The 21,910-nt window shown below is 71.4% G+C and carries 14 protein-coding genes; 3 read left to right on the top strand and 11 right to left on the bottom strand.

Features of this window, described 5'->3' with window-relative positions; all coding sequences use genetic code 11:
* Positions 1-146: 146 nt before the first annotated feature.
* From ACFTWP_RS17275 to ACFTWP_RS17235, 9 genes are all read right to left on the bottom strand, one after another.
* Entirely contained in the window at positions 147-608 is a 462-nt protein-coding gene (locus ACFTWP_RS17275; RefSeq protein ID WP_380265391.1) for a DUF6924 domain-containing protein, read from the bottom strand.
* Between the two features lie 74 nt (positions 609-682).
* Positions 683-1,291 (bottom strand): GPP34 family phosphoprotein, encoded by a 609-nt coding sequence (locus tag ACFTWP_RS17270; protein WP_380265389.1) that lies wholly within the window; start codon positions 1,289-1,291, stop codon positions 683-685.
* Positions 1,292-1,469: 178 nt separating this feature from the next.
* Positions 1,470-6,191 carry a tetratricopeptide repeat protein gene (locus ACFTWP_RS17265; RefSeq protein WP_380265387.1) on the bottom strand — a complete coding sequence of 1,574 codons (4,722 nt, stop codon included), beginning with the start codon at positions 6,189-6,191 and terminating at the stop codon, positions 1,470-1,472.
* A gap of 54 nt (positions 6,192-6,245) precedes the next feature.
* Positions 6,246-6,575 carry a trypco2 family protein gene (locus ACFTWP_RS17260; protein WP_380265386.1) on the bottom strand — a complete coding sequence of 110 codons (330 nt, stop codon included), beginning with the start codon at positions 6,573-6,575 and terminating at the stop codon, positions 6,246-6,248.
* Between the two features lie 182 nt (positions 6,576-6,757).
* A complete protein-coding gene (locus ACFTWP_RS17255; protein WP_380265385.1) occupies positions 6,758-6,958 on the bottom strand; it encodes a hypothetical protein in 201 nt (66 codons plus the stop codon).
* Positions 6,959-7,049: 91 nt separating this feature from the next.
* Entirely contained in the window at positions 7,050-12,002 is a 4,953-nt protein-coding gene (locus tag ACFTWP_RS17250; protein WP_380265384.1) for an RHS repeat-associated core domain-containing protein, read from the bottom strand.
* A 1,084-nt stretch (positions 12,003-13,086) separates the two neighbouring features.
* Positions 13,087-13,254: a hypothetical protein gene (locus tag ACFTWP_RS17245; RefSeq protein WP_380265383.1), complete on the bottom strand. Its 168-nt coding sequence runs from the start codon at positions 13,252-13,254 to the stop codon at positions 13,087-13,089.
* Between the two features lie 224 nt (positions 13,255-13,478).
* Complete coding sequence (locus tag ACFTWP_RS17240) at positions 13,479-15,254, bottom strand: oleate hydratase (protein ID WP_380265382.1); 1,776 nt, start codon at positions 15,252-15,254, stop codon at positions 13,479-13,481.
* A gap of 371 nt (positions 15,255-15,625) precedes the next feature.
* The gene (locus ACFTWP_RS17235) at positions 15,626-16,357 is read right to left on the bottom strand and encodes a hypothetical protein (protein WP_380265381.1); all 732 of its coding nucleotides are present in this window, start codon (positions 16,355-16,357) and stop codon (positions 15,626-15,628) included.
* 368 nt (positions 16,358-16,725) lie between these two features.
* Between ACFTWP_RS17235 and ACFTWP_RS17230 the strand changes: the two genes are divergently transcribed.
* The 3 genes from ACFTWP_RS17230 to lexA all read left to right on the top strand — a co-directional run bounded on the left by ACFTWP_RS17230 (position 16,726) and on the right by lexA (position 18,228).
* Entirely contained in the window at positions 16,726-17,064 is a 339-nt protein-coding gene (locus tag ACFTWP_RS17230; protein ID WP_380265380.1) for a hypothetical protein, read from the top strand.
* Complete coding sequence (locus ACFTWP_RS17225) at positions 17,057-17,377, top strand: hypothetical protein (RefSeq protein WP_380265379.1); 321 nt, start codon at positions 17,057-17,059, stop codon at positions 17,375-17,377. The genes ACFTWP_RS17230 and ACFTWP_RS17225 overlap by 8 nt, the downstream gene beginning before the upstream one ends.
* Before the next feature lie 158 nt (positions 17,378-17,535).
* Positions 17,536-18,228 carry a transcriptional repressor LexA gene (gene lexA / locus ACFTWP_RS17220; protein WP_380265378.1) on the top strand — a complete coding sequence of 231 codons (693 nt, stop codon included), beginning with the start codon at positions 17,536-17,538 and terminating at the stop codon, positions 18,226-18,228.
* Positions 18,229-18,996: 768 nt separating this feature from the next.
* On the opposite strand, the gene ACFTWP_RS17215 is transcribed toward lexA, so the two are convergent.
* A complete protein-coding gene (locus ACFTWP_RS17215; RefSeq protein WP_380265377.1) occupies positions 18,997-19,914 on the bottom strand; it encodes a fructosamine kinase family protein in 918 nt (305 codons plus the stop codon).
* Between the two features lie 601 nt (positions 19,915-20,515).
* Positions 20,516-21,409 carry a hypothetical protein gene (locus ACFTWP_RS17210; protein ID WP_380265376.1) on the bottom strand — a complete coding sequence of 298 codons (894 nt, stop codon included), beginning with the start codon at positions 21,407-21,409 and terminating at the stop codon, positions 20,516-20,518.
* Positions 21,410-21,910 lie beyond the last annotated feature (501 nt).

Raw genomic sequence — 21,910 nt, 5'->3', positions numbered from 1 at the left:
ACGCCGGGGCGTGGAAGGGAGCGGTGGTCCCGCCCGGACCGAGCGTCAGGTGGGCGGATCGTCATCCTGAGTAGAGCTATGCCAGGCGAGGCAGGCGTCGCCTCAGCCGTCACGTCGTTGGCTGGTATCACCGGTGGCGGATCTCGCTAGAAGGACCGGAAGACCCCTGCGGGGTCGAGCCGGGCCGCATCGGCGACGTCCGCGAAGTCCAGGTTCCCGATCGAAAGGTTCGCGTGGATGTCGTGGACGCCGGCGGGGACGGCGCGGACCGATCCGCCGTACGCCTCGAACTCCTCGTCGCTCCCGCAGTCGTCTCTGGTCAGGACGGCCACCGCCAGCAGCGCGTGGTCGTGGTCCCCCATCGTGGTGCGGTCGGCGAGGAAGACGACGCTCAGATCCTCGTCCGCGGACACGGCGGTGACCACGGCGTGAGCCGCGGCGCCGGACCACGCCGGGTCATCGACGATGTGGACCACGGGGTCGTAGTCGCCGTCGCCCCAGGACTTCGACAGCTCGTTGCACAACGACTGCCAAGCCGGCTCGTCGCTGAAGTCGGTTCTGATGATCAGCGCGGCGAAGTCGTCGCGGCCGGTGACAGCGGGCAGCACCTTCAGGCTCCGGTCTCTACGGGTTGATGTACCGGTACAAGATGTCACCCTTCGGAGAGAACCGGCGGCGCCGGTCAGCCCGCTCCGCGCCAGACGTTGTCGAAGGCCGCGTCCTCGATGGCGCGGCGTTGCCGGACTGCCTCCAGTTCACGGACCGCGCCGTCGACGGCTGCGAGCACGGTCAGGACGGAGTCCTCCACCCCGGTCGGCTCCTCCTGCGCGCGGGTGTCGCCGATCCCGGCGGCCACCGCGAGGACGGAGAGGACCAGCTCGTGGGACGCCCAGCGTTCGGTCGCCGCGCGCCGCTCGGGGGTGTCGGCGGGCACCAGTTCGCCCGCCCCGAAGGGGGTCCGGTGGCGGCGCCGCCGGGTGAGCTGCCCCTCGGCCTCCATCGCGGTCAGGTAGGCCGTGGCCAGGCCACGGCCGCGACGCCACAGCCAGTCGTCGACCGACTCGTACGGGGGCTGCCGGAGGAGTGACGACGCGGCCCGGTCCAGCAGCGGGTCGGTGGTCGTCGTCGGTCGGTCCGGCATGATGCGTTCGTCGTCCAGCCGCACGGAGCGGGCGGCGAGGAGGTCGGCGAGTTCGGCGCCGGCGAGCGCGAGGGACAGGTCGCCCTGCCGGGGCGGCCGGTCGAGTGCGGCGTCCAGGGCCAGGATCACCAGGTCCCGCGGTGTTGTCATGGTGTGTCCTCGATCGTCGGCGCCCGCGGCCTGGGCGGGGGCGGCCTCTGGTGGTCAGGCTATGACCGCTCCGGGTGTTCCGCAGACCGGGCTGCGGGGTACGTGGTCAAGGGCGGGAGCATGGCTCAGGGTGGCGGGCAGGTTCCAGGGGCATGCGGGTCGGCCGGGCGTCGGCTGCTCATTCCGGCGGATCCGATCGGGCCGTGAGTCGGCCACGCAGCTCCGTCGCCTTGCGCAGGGCCGGCGCGACCAGGGCGGGTTCGTGCTCCGCGCGGTGCTCCAGGAGGACGATCGCCTCGTCCAGGTCCGTACGGGCCACGTCCAGCCGGTGGTCCACCAGCAGGTGAACCTTGACCAGGCTCAGGAGTGCGCCCGCGAGCACCATGTCCGCCAGGTTCCGACCGTCGGCGAGCCCCTGCCGGGCCAGCTGCACCGCCTCCGCACCGACCGCCAGGGCCTGCCCGGTGTGTCCGGCCTGCGCGAGGCAGATTCCGAGGGTGGGCAACGTCCTGGCCCGACCGGGTCCGTAGACCGCCGGTTCGGCCTCGACGAGCCGGTCGTAGAGCTCGATCGCCTCGGTGGCTTCTTCGAGCGCCCCGGGCTGCGGGGGGTCCGTGTCCGCCCGGCACTGGGCGAGGGCGGCCAGCGCGTCGGCCACGATGTTCTCGAAGGCCGCGATGCCGGTACCGCCGACGGACCGGGCGGCAGCCACCGCGCGTTCGAGGACCTCCACCGCCGCCGGATCGTCGAGGTCGCTCAGGAAGCTGCCTCGCAGGGTCAGCGTCATTGCCGTCCCGGCGTGGTGGATCGGCTCGGTCTCCGGGAGCAGCTGGAAGCAGGCGGCGGCCTCGGTGAGCGCGGCCAGCGACTCGTCGGCCCGGTCGACCGTCCAGAGCAGGCCCGCGTAGGCGGTGAGAGCGGTGGCCGACTCCGTGGCGTGGGCGGCGCGTTCCGGCTCCGGCAGCCCGCGCCACAGTGCCACGGCTTCCGCTACCCGGTCGATCGCCTCGCTCTGGCGGTCCGCCCGGACCAGCAGGTTGCCGAACTGGCCGAGAGCCTGGGCGAGCCGGGCCCGCTCGGCGTCGGTGTCGGACGTGTCCCGGAGGTGCCGACGGATCACCACCACCTCCTCGGCGGCGACGACGGCGTCCGACAGCCGGCCCAGCCGGCCGAGCTGGTTGGTGAACAGGTGGAGGGAGTCGGCCAGCGAGGGCCGGTGCCGGAGGGGGTCCATCTCGGCCAGTCGGCGGCGCGCCGCCACGATCGCCTCGACGGCTGCCAGGGCCTCCGTCGACCGCCTGGCGGCCAGCAGCAGCCTGCTGAGCGTGTTGAGGAGGGACGCCGGCTCGGGCAGTCCTGCATGGGGCCGGGCGACCTCGACCGCCTCCAGCGCGATCGGCACGCTCTCCTCCAGTCGGTCCAGCTCCTGCAGGCACGTGGCCTGGTGAGTCAGGTAGCGGGCGAGGCTGGTCCGGAACGCCCCGGGACTGGCCTCGGCCAGCTCACGGCCGAGGGCGACGGATTCCTCGATCCGGATGAGAGCCTCGTCCGGCCGCCCGTCGGAGCGTAGTTGGGCGCCGATGTTGTTCAGGCATTTGGCCAGGTCGGGGCGGGCCGCGACGGCCTGGTCCTCCGGCAGCGACCGGTAGATCTCCAGGGCGCGGACCGGCGCCGCGAGGGCCTCGTCGGCGAGACCCGCCTCACCACTGTGGTTGCCCAGGGACACCAGGGCCATCGCGTGATCCGCAGCGAAGACATCCGGGAGGGTGCGGTGGAGTTCACCGTAGAGCTCGGCCGCCTCCTCGGCCGCCCGCAGGGCGCCCTCCTGGTCGCCGGCGTCCGCGAGTTCGTTCGCCAGGCCGTTCAGGGCCCTGGCCAGATCGTCGGTGTGGGCGGCGGGGCGGGTCTCGGCCAGCACACGGTACAGAGCGACGGACTCCTCGATCGCGGCCAGCGCCTCGCTGCCGTGGCCGACCTCGGCCAGCCGGATGGCGAGGTTGTTGAGGCTCATCGCCAGATCCGCCGTGTACGCGTCCGGGCGCCGCTCGGCGAGCCGGCGCCGGACTTCCACCGCCTCCCGGACCGCTGCAAGGGCCTCCGGTGCCCGGCCCATGTCGCCCAGGCAACTCGACATCGTGCCCAATACCAGGGCCAGTAGTGGCCGGTAGGCGTCCGGCTTGCGTTCCGCCAGCGGCCGGAGCAGGTCGACGGCCTCCTGGCTCCGTTCCAGCGCCGACACGTGGCGGCCTTCGCCCGTGTGGCACAGGGAGAGGTTGTTCAGGCCTGTCGCGAGATCCGCCAGATCGTCCTCGGCGCCGGTGCGCGCCCGGTGCCGCCGGCGCTCCACGACCTCCTCCGCCGTTGCCAGCGCTTCCCGGCCGAAGCCGAGATCCTGCTGCCGGATGGCCAGGGTGGCGAGGGAACGTAGCAGATGCGTGGGGTTCGCGAGGGTGCCGTCCGTCTCCAGCTGCCGGAAGACACGGACGGCCTCCTCGGCCGCTTCGAGCGCCTCCTGGCGCCGGCCCAGCTCACCGAGGAAATTGGCCCGGTTGTTCAGGCAGGCCGCCAGACCGTTCCGCGCCCGCACCCCATGGGGGTCCGCAAGATCCCACTCCTTCGCCAGCTGCCGCAGCAGGGCGATGGCCTCGTCGACCTCCGCGAGCGCCTCGGTCTGCGCACCGACCTCGCTGAGGTTCCTGGACAGCCCGCGGAGGTAGCCGGCGAGGGTGAGCACCTCCTCGGGCGTGCCGCCGCCCTCCGTGCGCCGGGCCTCGACCAGCCGCTTCAGCACGGTGACGGCCCAGGGCCCGAGGTTGTAGGAGAAGTCCGGGACGGCCGCGGCCCAGGCCGCCAGGGACTCGGCGGTGGTGGACGGCGCGTCGAGCAGGTCCCGCAGGCCGTGCAGGATCGGCTCGGGCTCCTCGACCTGGGTCGCCACGGCGATCGCGGGCAGTGCCAGCGCGTCCGGATGTCCGGTGCACAGCTCCGCGAGCAGCGGGGCCAGCCGCCCGACCAGCGGCCGGTGGTGGGCGGCACGGGCCAGCACCGTCAGGAACCGTTCGGCCTCCGCCCGGTCGATGCCGTCGACCAGGGCGGGGGCGAGGCGCCAGTGCTGCAGGACCCGCTCGCCGACGAAGCGCTCGGCGAGCCGGTCCGGTTGCAGGGTCCCCCAGGGTCGTCGGCCCGTGCCGTCCGGCGGGTAGAGCGTCGCGATCCACCTGTCCACGTCGCCGCGCAGGCGCAGCTCCCCGGGCAGGCCCGGCACCCGGCGCAGGACGCCGTCGGCCTGTCGGCGGTCCTCCGGGCCGAGCAGGATCGCGGCCGCCAGGGCGTCCTTGAAGGCCTCGCCCTCGGGCGCCCCGTCCTGGTATCCGAGCAGCTTCAGCGTCCGGCTCCAGTACCGGGACTCGTGGCCGAGCACTCGGGTCTCGACGTCGTCGGGCTCCGGGCTACGGCTCGCCAGCCCCGGGCCCGCGGACGGGGTACCGCTGCCGGTCGGCGTGCCCCGGTCGAGTAGATCGGCCAGGGCGGTCATGTGCAGGGTCAGGATGTTCTCGAAGCCGGCGCGGCTCAGGTCCGGGACGGGCAGGGCGGCGGCCAGCGCGGGCCAGTCCGGGCCCTGGTAGCCGCGTACGTTCGGGAGCTCCCGAGCGAAGGCCTCGGCGGCCTCGCGGTACCGCGCCGCCCGCTCGCCCTCCTGCTCGGCGAGGGGCGGGAGTTCGACCACCGGCGCGACGCCGAGGAGGTCCTCGGCCGCGCGGCTGGCCTTCCTGGCCTGCTCCCACCAGGAGCCGGCGGTCCGGGCGACGAGGAGCAGCTTGAACGGCACCCGCCGCTCCCGGACGGCCTCCAGCAGCAGCGACAGCTGGTCGAGGCGGCCCTCGACGTAGTCGATCACCACCAGCAACGGGCCCACCGTCTCCCGCAGCGTCTCCAGCCGCAGGTCGCCGGGGTGCGTGGCGGTGCGCAGCCAGACCACCGCCCAGGGGAGCCCGTCCGGAGCGCTCTCCTCGGTCCGGCGGCGGTCGGTCAGGCGGCGCCCGAGCTCCCGGACCAGCCGGGTCTTCCCCTGGCCGCCGGGGGCGTGCAGCAGTACGGCGCTCAGGCCGTCCTCGCGGCACCAGGCGACCAGTTCCTCCAGCAACCCGTCGCGGCCGTGGAACCCGACCACCTGCCGCTCGGCCTGCAGCAGTGCCGACGGCGAGCCCTTCGGCCCGGCGAGGTCGACGGACCTCTCGTCGACCAGGTCGCGGAACTCGGCCGGTTCGAGGAGGAGCGAGTCGGCTCCGTACCGCTCCAGTGCGGCGCGGAAGTCCGGGTCGAGGTGCAGCATGTACGCGGGGACGACCTGGACCTCGCCGTGCCCGAAGTGTCGGCTCTCCGCGACGACGACACCGACCACCATCCGGTCCATCAGCACCGCGCCGCCCGACAGGCCGCCCCACGGCAGGCCGGGCCGGTCGTCCAAGGTGGGCGGGGTGCCCTTCAGGCTCATCACGTACCGGTTGCCGGCCACCCCGCTCCCCGGGTTGATCCAGCCCGTCTCGTGTCTGGCCTCGACGTAGTCCTGGCCCTCCTGGGCCGCCTCCGGGACGCCCCAGGTCTCGCAGCGCTGTTCGGGCAGCGAGGTCACCAGCCGTCCCCAGCGGGCCGCGGCGTCCCCCGGTGGATTCCACCGCTCGTCCGTGACCTGCACCAGGGCCGCGTCGTCACGGCCTCCGCTCGTACCGCGCCACACCACCCGCCCGCGGTACGTCCCGGCGGACCCGGGCTTGTACACCTCGACGGTCGCCGCGTCGCGGACGACGTGGGCCGAGGTCAGGACGAGCCGGGGCCCGACCGAGTAACCCGATCCACGGCCCGACGGTCCTTCGACCGCCACGGCGCGTTCCTGCTCCATGCCGCCCCCTCAGGCCTCTCCCGCACGCCGATGCCCCCCTGTGGCCCGTGCCGGTCAGCCGAGGCGACGACCGGTCACGTTCCCCGGGCCCTTCGGCCGGTCGGCCGCGCCGCTGATCAGCAGGTCCGTGCCGTCCTTGCTCCGGGGCGTCAGGGTGAACGAGACGCGGTGCGTGCGCCCGCGGGAGACGCCGGCCCCCGCCTCCGCCGACACCGCCCAGACCCGGAACTTGCCGCCGGCGTTGGCGTCCGCCCGCAGCTCGACCTCGAACTCCATCTCCACCGGCCCCACCGTGAAGGCCACGTCCTCGCCCACCCCGCGCGCCGCGGCCTCCAGCAGTTCGTCCCGCACAGCGGCCACTGCGTCCGCCAGTCCGATGTCCAACTCAGCGACTCCGTCCGTAGGATCGTGCTACCCAGCCGACACCCTAGGAGAAGCGGGACGCCACCCGCAGGCCAAACGGCGATTCGCTGGTGGAGGGCTTGACGGGGGGCGTCGCCGTGGTCGGGCTTCGGCGGCTCGCGGCCGTTCTCGCCTCAGGCCCCCGAAGTCGCCGAGCCGGACGATCAGTTGTGAGGCGGGGCGACGGGGGCTCCATCGCGCCGGCCCCGTTCGGCGAGCCAGGCGACGAGGCCGAAGGCGCAGGCGGTCCAGAAGCCGGGTGCTCCGTAGGCGGAGCCGAACAGGACGGTGGCGACGGTGGCGACGAGGGCCGAGGTGAGGGCGACGGCGAAGCAGGCGTTGGAGAGTGCGCGGCGTCGGCTCATGTGCGTCCTTTGCGTGGTGGGTACGGACGGACGGGTGCCCCGGGCACGCTGGAGTGCGTGCCCGGGGCGGCTGGTTCAGGCGGGGGACCTGTCAGCAGGATCGACGGTAGGGGATCCCGTACGCGCCGTGGGCGTAGACGGGTACGTACCACTTGTGGTAGATCGCGGCCCCGCCGCCGATGCCGAGGCAGCGACCGGTGTTGGAGGCCCAGTTGGCGATCAGCTGGATGGTGCCCCAGTAGATGGCGAGGATGGCTCCGATCGCGATGGCAGCCGGTGCGGCGGGCGGTGCGAGCACCGAGACGAGGGCGGTGATGCCGCCGATGATGGTGTAGCTGTACCAGCCGTAGTTGCCGATGCGCCAGGTCCAGAGCCTGTTGAAGTTGGCGGTGAAGACGGCCCCGCCCCAGCCGGTGCCGGTCCAGGAGGACGCGGACCAGTAGCGCCCGTAGACGCTGCCCCAGGAGTAGTAGTAGGTCCTTGAGGCGCTCCAGCGGCCGTCGAGGTCGGTGCAGTTGACCGGGTCACCGGAGCAGTACTCGTAGGAGTTGGCGTTGCCGCCGTAGACCGGGTCGGTGGACAGGAAGCGGCCCGTGGTGGGGTTGTAGAGCCGAACGCCCATCAGGGTCACGTTGGACGGGGTGTCGGAGGCGCGCTGGTAGGCGCCGAGGTAGCCGTAGCGGTTGGTGGCGGTTCCCGGCTTCAGGTTGCCGTACTCGTCGGTGTCGACGGCGGTGGGCGTGGCGCCGGCGGCGAGCGGCACCTGCAGGTTGACGTCACCGTGGATGTTGGTGAACTGCAGGACGGTGTCGCCGGTCTTGGTGGTGAGCGCCTCCAGGCCGGAGCCCAGACCGGAGACGTTGCGGGTGACGGTGCCGGCCGCGTCCTCGGTGATCCAGCGCGGGGTGTCGTTGTCCGCGGAGTAGTGGTTGACGCTCGTCGCCCCTGCGGTCCAGCTGCCCGAGACGTTGGTCTCGGCCTTGGTGGAGCGCATCCGCTGGTTGGAGTCCAGCGTCCAGGTGGTGCGCTTGGTTCCGGTGGTCTGCTGCTGGACGAGGTCGTTGCTGAAGTAGGCGTTGGTGGTGCCCGGCAGCGCCGTGGTGCGACCGAAGGGGTCGTAGACGTAGCCGGTGTCGGTGAGGCGGTCGGCGCTGTCGTAGGTGTGGTTGGTGGTGGTGCCGCTGGTCGGGCAGGCCGCGCCGGTGGCACCGGTGGCGGTGGACTGGGCGACGCGGTTGGCGCGCTTGTCCAGGGTGTAGGTGCGCAGGGTGCAGGCTCCGGCGGTGGTGTCCTGGACCTGGTTGAGGCGGCCCGCGCCGTCGTAGGAGTAGCGCTGGACCGAGCCGGCACCGTTGCTGGAGGTGTGGGTGGTGACCTGTCCGTGCACGGACTGCAGGACGGTGTCGGCGAGCAGGGTCGCACCGTCGCTGTCACGGGTGTAGGTGCGGACGGTGGTGGCGCCGGTGGGGTCCTGCTTGCGGGTGAGGGTGTAGCCGCCGGGCAGCTTCTCGCTCACCAGGGAGCCGTCGGGGTTGTAGGTGGCGGTGAAGGTGCCGGCGACGGAGTCGGTGAGGCTGACGGGTACGCCGCGCGGTTCCTTGGCGTTGTCGTAGGAGTAGGTGACGGTCGTGGGGACGCTGTCGGAGATGACCAGCGGGCGGTCCAGCGCGTCGTAGCTGGTCGTGGTCGTGGCGCCGTCGGCGTCGGTGTAGGTGACCTGGCGGCCGAGCTTGTCGTAGCCCCGGGTGACGGTGCCGCCCAGGGTGGAGGTGGAGGTGAGCAGCCGGCCGGTCTGCGGGTCGTAGGCCTGGGTGACCTCGGGGACGGCCTGGCCGAGGTTGCTGGTGATCTTGGTGGTGGTGATCCGGCCGACGGCGTCGTAGGTGAGGGCCGTGGTGCGTTCGGCGCTGCCGGAGGTGTCGACCGTGGTCAGCGGCTTGCCGTAGCGGTCGTAGGTGACGATGGAGTCGACCGTGGCGTTCGGGTTGGTGCCGCCACCGGTGATGTCGCCCGCGGGGCCCGTCCAGCACACCAGGCCGGCCCATTCGGGGCGTCCCTTGCACCAGTTGGCGGTGGTCCCGGAGCCGTCCCAGTAGACGGTGACCTTGGTGCCGGCGTCGTCGCCGGTGTTTCCCGGGAGGCTGACGTCGGTGACGCGGCCCTGGGCGTCGTACGCAGTGGCGTTGGTGAGGCCGAGGCCGCCGGAGTCCTGGGTGACCAGGGTGGGCAGGCCCTTGGCCCAGTCGTACTGGGTCACGGTGACCCGCTTGTCGGCGAGCAACGAGTCGTAGCCGTTGACGCGCAGGCCCGCCGTGGTGATGGTGAGCTGGTCCTCGACGGTCGCGCTGCCGTCGGTGGGCCGCCCGTCGTCGTACTCGTTGACGCTCCACGAACGTGCGGCGACGGCGCTGCCGGCCGGGGCGAGGACGGTGGTGCCGGACTTGAAGTCCTTGGTGAGCTCCACCGTGTGCAGGGGTCCGAACTCCTCCAGGAGCCGGGTGCCCTTGTCGTTGTAGTACGAGTAGTTGCCGAGGAGTTCGGCCCGCTCGTCCGTGCTCAGGCCGGCGATGCCGAGCTCGGCCTGCGCCGCCGTGTCGGCGGGGGTGAGGCCGAGCGCGACGGAGCGGTTGGCGGCGCTGAGGGTGCGCACGGTGTTGCCGAAGCGGTCGTACTGGGTGGTGGTGACGTGGCCGCCGGGCTCGGCGGTGTTCACCAGGCGTCCGGAGGCGTCGGTGTAGAGGATGGTGGCGCGGGTGTAGTCGCCGGCGTTGAGGTTGCCCCCGGTCGGGGAGGCCGGGACCTGGTCCGCGGGGAAGATGGCGGTCGCGTTGGCCGGCAGGTCCTTCTGGTTCCACGCCCGCACGTCGGCGGGAGCCATCTGCAGCGGCGCCTTGGTGCCGGTCAGCGGAACGTTGTAGGCGACACTGGTGGTCGCGGTGCCGTTGACCGTCGCCGTGGTGCCGGGCGCCAGGGTGGGCCGCGAGACGCCGAGGAGCATGCCCGGTCCGGAGACGCTGCTGGCACCGGCGGTGCCGTAGGCGAACGTCCAGGGCAGTTCGCCCGCCGTCGTCAGGGTGGCGACGCGGCCGGCGCCGTCGTAGGTGTAGGCGGCCTTCAGCGGCGTGGACAGGCGCGGGTCCCACGCTTCGCGAAGGCGCCCGGCGCTGTCGTAGGCGTACTGGGCGACGGCCGTCGCGGTGGCGTTGGTCGCCCCGGGGTCGGTCGCCCACAGCTTCACCTGGCTGACCCGGCCGGTGAAGTCACCCAGGGCGGACGAGGTCGCGCTGGTGGCCGTGGCGTAGACGTACTCCAGCACGCGGCAGCCGGCGGTGGCCGGCGTGCTCTGGCAGGTGGAGTTGGGGACGGCGGTGCTGGGCGCGATGACGTACTTGGGCCGGGCCAGGGTGGACGGGCCCGAGACCACCTTCTCGGAGACGATGGTGGTGGTCGACTCCCCGGTGGGCCGGTAGCTGGTCGAGGCGTTCCACACCGTCGACGCCGCGTCGACCTTGGCGAAGGTCGAGGTGACGCCCTCGGTGTCCTTGAGGGTGAAGGTGCCGCTGAGGGAGCCGGTGAGCGTCAGGCTCTCCGCTCCCGTCTCGGGCGTCCAGGCGCCGCCAGCGGCGGCGGTGAAGTTGACCTGGATCCCCTCCGGACGGACCACCGCGACCGAGGTGGCCGAGGTCTGCTGGACGAAGGACCACGAGGTCGACGTGACCGAGGCCGAGGTGCCGGCCGTCCATTCCGGCCCGAAGATCGCGACCTGTCCCTCCTGGTCGGCGCCGGCCGTCGGCCGACGGGAGGAGGCGGTGCGGGTGACGGCGAGCCCGAACACGGACGCGTCGGCGCCCGAGAGCGTGTAGTCACCGGTGAGGGTGTTGACGCTGCCCGGACCGACGCTCTGCTGCGGGGCCGTGCCGGCGTTGCGGTCCACCGTCACGTTGACCGTCTGGCTGTTGCCGGTGGTGGTGCCGTCGGTGAAGCGGGCCCGGATCTGGACGGCACTGTCCTTCGCGAGGGTGCCCGTCAGGTTCCAGGTCAGCGGGGCGGGCTGACCGGCCGACACGGCGACCGGCCAGCTGACCGGGCCACCGCTGGAGGTGACGCTGACGTCGGCGGCCGGGATCGTCTTCCAGCTGTCGGCGTCGCCGAGGCGGTACTCGTAGGTGGCGCCGGTGTACGAGGTGCGGCCGATCGCGGACAGCGTCACGCTGCGGGCCGGCCGGTCCCCGTCCACGGGGGTCAGCAGCGCGGCGCCGTCGGCGCCGATCCCGAAGCTGTACGAGGTCGCGGCGGCGGTCAGGTTGCCCGCGGCGTCGACGGTCCGGACGTAGAGGGTGTGCCAGCCCGACGCGGGGTTGATCGCGAGTTGCAGCGGGTCGCCACCGGTCCCGTCGGTGGTGTCGTAGAGCCGCTCCGGGGTGCTCTCGTCGTCCAGCCCCCAGGCGTAGCCCTGACCGTCCGCGCTGACGGTGTCCAACGTGCAGGTGGCACCGTCGGTTCGGGGAGCCGTCCAGGTGCCCGCCCCGTACCCGGTGCAGTAGACGGTCGCGGCGGCGGGACGGGTGGTGTCCACGACGAACGGCGTGTAGGCACTCCAGCCGCTGTAGTCCGTCCCGTCGTAGGCCCGGGCCCGCAGACGCAGGTGCTTGCCGTCGGGCAGCCCCTGCCCGGCGGGGACCGTGAGGAGCGCGTTGACGCCGGAGGCGGTCGCGGACGACATGCCGGTGAAGGCGTACGTGGTGTCGGCCACCGCCGGGTCCGCGGACAGCTCGAACTGCGCCTGGTAGGTCCCGCCGTCGGCGTCGACCGCCTTCGCCCGGAGCGTCGGTGTGGCGCTGGTGGTGTAGTGCACGCCGCTCACGCCGTGCACCGACTCGGGGGAGACCGCCCAGGACAACGGGGTTCCCGGCGCCGTGTTGGCACTGGTGACGGCGGGTGCGACGAACGCGGGTGTGGCGGCGACGACCTCACCGGTCGTCAGTACGACGGTGGCCGCCTCGGCGGCCATGGCGAGGGCGACGACCGCGGCTATGCGCCACATCGCTCTCCTGCCCGTACGGGGGATAGGCAATTCCTGCTCCTTCATGAGGCCTCCGGATGTCGAAGGTCCGCAGAATGAATAGCAGACCGCCGGTCGGCTCCACCAGACGTTGAGATCAATTCGCCGTCGGCCGGGCCGGAAATTCATTTCCCCGACGCCACCGACGCCCCCCGGCGCCGGTCGGGATCGGTGAGGGCGGGGCCGCCGATCAGCGGCACGGAGTGCGAACGAAAGGGGTTCACCGCTCCGCGGGACGGACGGCGGCGTCGCCCCCGGTCTCGCGCGGAACCACCCCGGCGCTCCCCCCGCCGAAGTTCCCGGACGTTCGCCGCCCACAAGCCGATGACGAGCTCATAGCAGCAGGTCAGAGTGCCTCATGCGGCCGTCGTTGGTCCTCCGTTGGTGAAATGTTGGAGCACTGCAGCAGAGTCCTGACCGCCGGACCGGGGGTGAGGGAATCACCTATCGAGTGGGCGTGTCACAGCATTCGCCGGACCCGATCGCAGCAGTTGGCAGACAACAGAAACAGGCCGCTCGCGGTCTCGACCGGGATCCGAGGAAGACACACGAGAGTGCCCCTCCTTCAATTCGCCAGGTACGGCTTGCCGGCGCCGCAAGAAGTTCGCATCTCTGAACCTCGCGGCACCGCCTGGAACGTCGGATCACTCGAATTTTGTTCCGGGTCGTTGGGCTTTCCCGTCGAATTCCCGGAAATTCGGTGAATTCTCCCGCTCGCGGCGCTCGGGCCGCCGGGGCCACGGCGAAAGAGCACCACACTGCGGTCGTCCTGCCGCGCGGTCCTGACCGGCGGCCCCTCCCGAAGAGCCCGGCCCGGCGAGCCGGGGTCTTCGGGAGGGGTGCAGGTACGGTGTTGGTGGTCGGCGGGTGCCAACGCCACTGGTGGGTGAAGTCCGTGATCGGGCGGCAGCAGTAAAGGAGTTGTCGTGTCGGGGCCCGGTACGGCTGCGAGGGTGTTGGCGACGGCGAGGTTCAGCTCCGGCCGCGTACGGGCCCCGGTCGCTGCGCCGCCGCAGGTCGGTCACCTCGCTCCGCGCCGGCGCCTGATGGGGGCCGGTCGGGTGCCTCAGCGCGTCGTGGATGCCTGCGGGGCAAGGGCGCAGGGCGCCTTCCACAAGGGGACGACCCGAACGGGAGCGGTGCCGGCGCAGGCGCGGGTCTCGGCGTCGCGCCCCGTTCCGGTGGCCGGCTCGACGGTCCGCGCGTGGCTGGTCCTGGTGTTCATGGAGATCATGCCCGGCAACCTATCGGCCGGGACCGACAGGCCGTGGGCGGTCACCCGGCATTCGGCGCTCGCGCTCCCATGCCCGCCCGTAGGCAGGGTGACCGGGATCGTGAACCGGCCTGCCGGTGCGGGCCTGTCGCAACTCAACCACCCGGCATCGCAGGCGCGCTGGTGCGGTGCGGTGCGGTGCGGTCCTGTCCGGTTCCGTCCGGTTGCGACGGGCCCGCCCGGTGTCAGTCCTGCTGGTCGCGCTTGAGGAGGTCGAACTCTTCGAGCAGTTGGCCGACTTCGGTGGCTTCCAGGCGGTGGAGGAGGCGGTTGCGGACGAACTCGGGGCCCGGCATGTCGAGTGCGGCGCCGTCGCGCAGGAAGCTCACGGCGGCCAGCAGGGTGCGGATGTCGTAGGTGGAGTTGAACACCTCCGGTACGCCGCGCTCGACGCCCAGCAGTTGGTAGGCGGCTTCCATGGCCGTCCGCACGGAGTACTCGGTGGTGAAGATGCAGTCGCGGCCGGTCTCGGCGAACTGGCCGATGAACGCGAAGTTCACCGCGCCGTCGGGGACGACGGCGGGGCGGTCACCGGCGCGGCGGGGCAGGAAGAAGGCGGTGATGTAGGGCATCATCACCGGCACGCAGCGCGCCGCCTCGGCCGCCAGCACGGGAATGTCCGCAACGGGCACACCGAGGTGGTAGAGCCACTCCTGGGTGATCTCCTCGCCGGTGCACTCCTGCATGGGCTTCTTGACGTAGTCGCCGGGACGGTCCACGAACAGCCCGTACAGCCACACCACGATCTGGTCGGCGGGCTGCTGCTTGAAGTGCGGCTGGCGGTTGACCGTCCAGCTCAGCAGCCAGCCGGAGTCGCGGGCGGTGACGATGCCGCCGGTGACGACGCCGCCGCTGAACGGGTCTCGCTTGGCGATCTTCTGGATGTGGCGGGGGATGCGCTCGTCCAGGGTGGTGACGGTGGCGGACTCCCACTTGCTCGCGGGGATGTCGCCGCAGAACACCTCGGGGTGCCCGAAGGCGGGGTCCTTGACGGCGATGCGACGCCACAGGTCCCAGGCCGGCGCCGGCCCCTGGTCGAGGCGGGCCGGCGTGTGCTGGTCGCCCTCGTCGGAGTTCTCGGTGAGCGAGCCGATGGTGGCGAACACCAGGTCGTCCTCGCCCAGGTCCGCGCCGCCCGGCTGTCCGGCGTCCAGCCAGTGGATGCGGGTGGCCTGCTTGCGCCGCACGGTGAGGTCGAAGTCGATGTCCGTGACCTCGGTGTCGAACCGGAAGGTCACGCCCTGGTCCATCAGCCAGCGGGTCAGCGGCAGCACCATCGACTCGTACTGGTTGTACTTGGTGAACTTCAGCGCCGACAGGTCCGGCAGGCCCCCGACGTGGTGGATGAAGCGGTGCAGGTAGAGCTTCATCTCCAGGGCGCTGTGCCACTCCTCGAACGCGAACATGGTGCGCCAGTACAGCCAGAAGTTGCTGTCCAGGAACTCGCGGCCGAACACCTCGTCGATCCGCTTGCCCTCGAGCTCCCCGCGGGTCGCGAGGAAGACCTTCACGATGTCCTTCTGGGCGCGGTCGCCGAGCGCGAACAGACCGTCGGTACCGGCGTCGCGACCCTGGTTCTCGGTGACGCGCTGCAGCGAGCGGTTCGGGTCGTCCTTGTTGAGCCAGTAGAACTCGTCCAGGACGGACGCGCCCTCGACCTCCAGGGACGGCACGGAGCGGAAGAGGTCCCACAGGCACTCCATGTGGTCCTCCAACTCGCGCCCGCCCCGGATCACGAAGCCCTTCCTCGGCTCCTTGATGCCGTCCAGGGCGCCGCCGGGCAGCTTCAGGCGCTCCAGGACCGTGATCCGCTCGCCGGGCACCTGCGCGTCGCGCACCAGGAACGCCGCCCCGGCCAGCGAGGCCAGCCCGGCCCCCACGAACCAGGCACGCACCCGTTCGGCCCGCTCGGGCTTGCGGGGCCGGGCGAAAGCCTCGTAGTTGCCGCTGCTGTGATACATGCCTGTCTCCCCAGGGATCGTGGAGTTGGGATGCGGAACCCCGGCGGCTGCGATCCCGCCGGGGCGTGTTCTTCTCAAGCGCGACGTCCGAGCTCGCGGGTCACCGGTCGCGCTCAGAGCTCGCGAAGCGGAGGGGATGCGGCGGATGCTCCTGGGCGCACGACAACGCGGAGCCGGGGAGTGAACATGACGAGTACAGGTCGACATCCCGGAGCCGTCGGCACGACGCCACGACCATGGAACTCCCCGGTCACGCAAGCGACGCTAACCGGGACGCAGCCGACCCGCCACCGGGCACCGACGCACCCGGCTCCCGGCGGACCCTCCTTTGCGAGCTCGGGAGTGTCAGTCGCCCTGCCGATGCCGGGCCGTCATGAGCACTCCCAGAAGAAGCGGCCTTCGCGGTGGTCGGGGCTGACGAAGCCGTAGCCGTAGCCGTGGCCGAAGTTGAGGACGTAGGGATCGTCGTCACCGTCGCCGGCGTCACTGATCTTGAAGAGGAACTGCCAGGGGGAGTCCACGCGCGCGTAGTGGTTGGGGTAGCAGGCAGTGCCGCCGACGTAGTCGTGCAGGTCCTCACCGCCGGGCACCACGACGTCGGGCCCCTCGCCTCGCACGCTCCGCTCGAACTGCGCCTGAACGTCGATCGAGCGGTCGATCTCGGGGGGAATCGGCTGCAGGTCGACATGCCACTCGACCGGAATCTCGGAATCGTCCGGGCCCCAACGCCAGAGCGTTCGACCCTTCGTGCCTGACGGTCCGATGACGGCGAAGGTGGGAATGCGACCGCCGGGCTGCACGAGGAGGACGGCGTCGCCGGCCTCCGGGTCGGTTCCTCCCATGATGACGTCTTCCTCGTCGAGGAAGAGGTAGGCCAGGCGGAGTTCGTCTCCCGGAATCGGGAACTGTCCGATGAACACCAATGGGTGCCCGGTGGACGGGTCGACTGGCCAGGCGGGCTCGGCCAGCCATACGGGTTGCCCGCCGAGCTTGGCCACCGGATCGGAGATCGGCTGCTCGGCGGCCCTGAGGACCATCTGCTGGCGCGGCAGGAAGGCGGCGTCGTACGGCCCCTCCGCTCGCCCGGTGGGACGCGTGATCATGAGCGGGACCCTATGGCCTACCGGTGACCGACACCTCCGCGGATGCCGCCCAGCCCACCGCAGCGCCGGGCTCCAGCTGAACGGTCACGACTCCCCAGCTCATCGTGACCCCGAGCTCGCGAGACGGCGCGCTCCACTCGTCATCAACGGTGCACCGTCACATCTTCAGGTGAAGCGTGGGCGTGTCACCCCGAAGCAGATTCGCTACTGTGTTCGAATGGCGCTAGAGGTGGCTGGGGAGGTGAGGGCGCTGGAGGAGATGCAGGCGGCGGCCAGCCGATCGTTCCCTCGGCGGCCCCATCGCCCGCCGCCCCCACCAGGCACAGCGCCGAACCGCCGAAACTTCACCTGACCCCCGAAGGATCGACATGCCCGAGTCCCTGCCGCTCTCCGAGGACCTCATCACCCCGCCGTGCGAACTGGACGCCGCCCGCCGGGTGCTGATCGTGCGGACCGATCGGATCCAGGCCGAACGCCGTCTCGCCTTCCCCGACCTCGGGCAGAACGTGGGACGCCACTCCCGGCCGGAGGACCTGCGGGCTCGTCGGGCGAACCAGCGGGGCGCCGTCACTGCTGCCGCCTGGGTCGGGCGTCACCATGGCGTGCTGGCACAGGCGCTGGAAGGAGGGCCCGGCTGCGCGACCCGCCGGGCGTCGTGCGAGGCCGCCGTGGCAGCCGCGGTCGTGAGGGAGGGCGCAGATGCCTGACGCCACGGGCCCGGGGGAGGACGGGGCGCGGCCGGTCGAGCCGTCCTGGCCGGCCTGGCTGCCGGAGCTGGAGGAGTGGCTGTCCGTCGCCGATGCGGACGACGCCCAGCCTGGCGAGGACCCGGGCGTCCTGGAGCTGATCGGCGGGCCCCTCGACGGCGCCTTCGTCGACGCCTCGTTGCTGTGGGACGAGGAGCGCGAACAGGGCCTCGCCCTCACGTGCCCCGGCTGTGGCTATCCGCGCGGCCGCTCCCTCTACGACCCCATACCCGGCCGGCCCGGAGCACTGCGCTGGGCCGGCGACATCCCCTGACGAGCACCGGTCACCTGACACACCACTACAAGGCGGGCATTGCGGCGCCGAAGCCCCCGGGATCCGGGCCGCAGCAGGCGACCGGGTGGCGTCGGGGGAGCCGGTCGATGTCGTAGGGCGGGGATAGTGTCCGACCGAGATCGAACGGAGGGGGAGTCATGGCGAGCGCTCAGGCCGGAGGCGGACGGGCTGGCCGCCCGGCAGGTGTCGGACGGAACAGTGACGGACTGACCGACCGACAGACCAGGATCCTGCGCTTCGTGCAGAAGGCCGCCGAGCAGCGCGGCTTCCCACCGAGCATGCGCGAGATCGGTGACGCCGTCGGGCTGAGCTCCGTCTCCTCGGTCTCGTACCAGGTCCTGGCGCTGGAGAAGATGGGTCACCTGGTCCGCGACCCGCACACCCCCCGTGCCTACCGCATCCGGTACAGCCCCTGGAACACCCTCCCGCAGGACGGCTCGCAGGGCCGGTCCGGGTCCGTGGACCTGCCGGTGCTGGGCCGGATCGCGGCCGGCGCCCCGATCGTCGCCGAGCAGGAGGTCGAGGACGTCTTCACCCTGCCCCGGCGCCTGGTCGGTGAAGGGGAGCTGTTCATCCTGGAAGTGCGCGGGGACTCGATGACGGGTGCGTCCATCCTGCCCGGCGACTGGGTGACGATCCGCCGCCAGGACACCGCGCGGCACGGGGACATCGTCGCCGCCCTCCTCGACGGCGGCGAGGCCACCGTCAAACAGCTACGGATCGACGACGGTCACACCTGGCTGATGCCCCGCAACCACGCCTACGACCCGATCCCCGCAGCGCAGGCGACCATCCTCGGCAAGGTCGTCTCCGTCCTGCGCCGCCTGTAGAGCGGGCCGGTCCGGCGAGGGGCCCGGATCGGCGTACTCCGGGGATCAGCAATCACGTCTCGCCGTCGGAGAGACGACGCAGAGTTTAGTGTGGCGCGGTTGATCGAGTTTCATAACCGATCAATCATCGGAGGGGACTCATGCCGCTCACAGGTCGCATTGTGTCAAAAATAGCAGAGCAGTACGGGAATGACGCTGCCTCGGTTGTCTCCCCTGTTGGAGGAGGCCTGGGGCGGAGGGATCCACGGCACCGGGATGGGCTTGCGCACGATCCGGTCGGAGCGGAGTCGACCCAGGACGACCTCCACCGAAAGGCCGTCCAGCAAGCGGGCCACGAGCCGGGTGGCAGAGCCGGCGTCGAAACGAGCAGGATGTCCGGATCGCTTTCGCGCCACCGCCCACCGCCCACCGACGACCCGGTCCTCCACGACCCGGCGGACCTGACGGCGGTGACCTCGGCGGCGTCGCCCGCCGGGCGCAGCGCGGCCAGAGTCCGCAGCTCGGCTGGGAAGATCGGTAGGTCTTGTCGCGTGCTGAGGGGATACTGGTGCGGTGCTGTTGACGTGGATTACGGAGATAGCGGACGAGCCGTTGGTCCTCGATCCGGCCAATCGGCCCGTGGAGCGGGAGACAAACACCTGGTGGTTGAGTTCTGAGACGGCAGTAGGTGACCTGATGTCCAGTTATGTGATTGCCCTTCAGGTGGAACCCGTACACCACATCCCTGAACACACCTGGGGACCCGCCTGATCGGCGAGGGGGCGGCGTTCAGCTGCCAGCTTCGTGCATTCGACGTGGCTCGGCGGGTGAAGGGATGCTCCGCCGGAACGGCGCGATGATCTTTCGGACGGCCTCGGCGGCGCCCCAGTCGTCGTCGTCATGGGCGATGGTGCTGAGGAGTTCTCGGAGGTGGAGGAGGGGCATCCGTTCCTCCCAGTCGTCCTGAAGTGGGCGGATCTCCCGGTAGACGTCAAAGAAGCGGGCCGCGGCGGCCGGGCGTGGAGAGCACCACAGCATGCTGAGGTCGACTTCGGGCCAGGTGTAGGACACGGCAGGGTCGATGAGCACGGGGGCGCCGTCGCTGGTGGCCACGATGTTCTCCTGCCACAGATCGCCGTGGGTCAAGCAGGGGGGCTGGGGTGGAACCAGCTCGGGCAGGGCCGCGCACAGTCGCTCCAGGGCTTGGCGGTCCTCGCGGTTGAATGCGGCCTCCACCAGCGGCTCCGGGAGCCAGCGCAGGATGCGCCGTTCCCCGAAGAAGGTGTGTCCGTCAGTCGCCCAGGTGTTGTCCTGGCGCAGTCGGCCCAGCCAGCCGTCGCAGTGCCAGCCGAACCGGTCGGAGACCGTGGACGCGTGCAGGGCGGCGAGCATGTGCGCAAGGCGTTCCCAGAAGTGCTCGTCGTCCCGGCGCGGCTGCATTTTCTCAAGTACGAGCAGACATGCAGACGCATGCAGCACATCCGGCGTATTCGCCCCGCCAAGCTTGCGAAGCTCGGACAGTCCGCTGGATTCGACCAAGAATACGTCCCGATCCGGCCCGAGCAGGGTCTTTGCGAATAACTCGGTGCCGTCCTGAAGCGTCGCCAGACCCGCGATGGCGACCACCCCGCCGACGGCCTTCTTCAGTCTCTTGGGGGCGTATCCCGCTGCGCGGAGCCGGGTTGCAAGTATCTCCTCAGGCGACACCTGCAAGTCATAACATGCTTCATGTTCACGCACCAGGGATCAACGCAGGCCCGGAACACCCTAGTTCGGTGAGACGAGTCGCGCGCGCCCGGCTGTACCGCTTGACGGGTGGTCCGGTTGGAAGCAGCAGGCACAGCACCAGATGATCAAGGCTGCTGGGACCGAAGAACAAGAACTGGAGCCGCGTCCGCGCGTCCTCCCCTGTTCGACCAGTTGGGGCAGTGGACCGATTGTGGGCTTGCCCGTCGCGGGCACTGCGCGTCATCTCGGCTCCAGCAGCTGACCACCACCGTCTGCAGGACACCGTCCACCAGGTCGCCGCTTCCGGCGCCCTCCCCGACATCCTCGTCGAGCTCTGAGCCCGGCCGGAAACCCCTGGGGCAGCGGCCGGCCCCGGCATCGTGGGATGCCGGGGCCGCCTCGGTCGGCTGCTGCTCAGCCGGCCGTCCTCGGTTCGGGTGTCAGCGACGGACGGCGGCGGTGGGACCGTTCCCGCTGCCGTATGTCGGATCACCCCGGCGGGTGCCGCGAAACCGGCCGACTGCTCGGCACTGTGGGGTCTGCCCGCTCAACTGTCAGCGGGGGCACCCAATCCGGCGTCTCAGCCGGCCGACACGGTTGCATACAGGCCCCGGCCGCTGCGCTGCGCCTTGCCGGTCTTGGCGAGGCGCTCCAGCATGGTGCGGACCGCGTTCACGCTGGCCTCCTGGTCCTCCAGGCCGAGCAGTCCGGTCACCTCGCGGGCACGCAGCGGGCCGGAGGCACCGGCGAGGACGGCCAGCACGCTGGCGGCGTCGGTCAGCCTGCGACGGCGACCCGACGGCGCCGCAGGCGCAGAGGCAGCCGGAGCCTCCTCCACCGGTGCGGGCTTGTCGGTTGCCACGGTCTTCTTCGCCGGCGCGGACCTCTTGGTCGCCGCCTTCCTCACCGGGGCGGTCTTCTCGGCCGCTGCCTTCTTCGCGGTGGCCTTCCCGGCACCCCGTACGGCGGCCTTCTTCGCTGCCACGGCCGGCTCGGCGGTGTCGGGCACAGCCGCCGCGTCCGTTGCTTCGGCCGCCGAAGTGTTTTTCGCCACCGCCTTCCTGACCGTGGTCTTCTTCGCGGTGTCGTTCTTCGCCGCTGTGGTGCCCACCGCCGTCCGCTTCGCCGTCCGCTTGCGCACCGGCCGGGCTGCGACGGGCTCCGCCTCGGGCCGGGACACCGGCTCCTCGCCGACCGGCTCGTCCACCGCTCCGGCGACGGACGGTTCGGCGACCTCGGGCGCGGGCCCGGTACCCGTCACCTCCGCCGGCGCTGCGTCCGCTGCCACGGCCGGGCCCTGCGCAGCCGTCGAGGCACCGTCGAGGACCGTGTCGGACAGGGTTTCGAGGCCCTGCAGCACGCCGACCATCGCGTCCTCCTGGGCGATGACGGCGGCGAGTTGGTCCTCCAGCTGCCGGCGCTGCTCCCGCACGCCGGGCAGCCTGGCCTCCAGCAGGGCGATCGTCGATCCCACACCGCTGTCCGTACCGAACGTTGCTCCGCTTGCCACAAGCGCTCCTGTTGCATCGTCAACCTGGGTTCCTGACAACAAATCTACGAGCGCAATCGCCGAAATAATAGGGAACGGCACAATCCGCCCCGATTCAGCCGGACGCAAGCTCCCACAGACCCGTGCCGACACCACGACACCGGCCCCGCAAAAGCGCTGGTGGGGAGCACGTGCCGCCCGTCAGGTCGCTCGGATGTCAGCACTGCACCCGGGCATCGGCGTGGATCTCGACCGTGTCCGGCACTTCCTGGCCGGCCCGTTGGACGGTGGCACGGTAGGTGCCCCCGAGCGCCCGGGACACGGTCACGGAGTAGGCGGTGCGGGTGACTCCGCCGGTCGTCGTGGTCAGGACCTTGTGTGTGGGGAGGATCTCCTGCGTGCCGCAGGAGGTCCGCTCCAGCGTCTCGTCACTCGCAGCAGCACCGTGGTCCAGCCGTCCTGGCGCTCGTTCAGAGACGACGGCAG

It is taken from the genome of Kitasatospora sp. NPDC057015, from assembly GCF_042673745.1.
GTDB lineage: Bacteria > Actinomycetota > Actinomycetes > Streptomycetales > Streptomycetaceae > Kitasatospora.
This window is presented reverse-complemented; position numbering and strand designations above follow the sequence as displayed.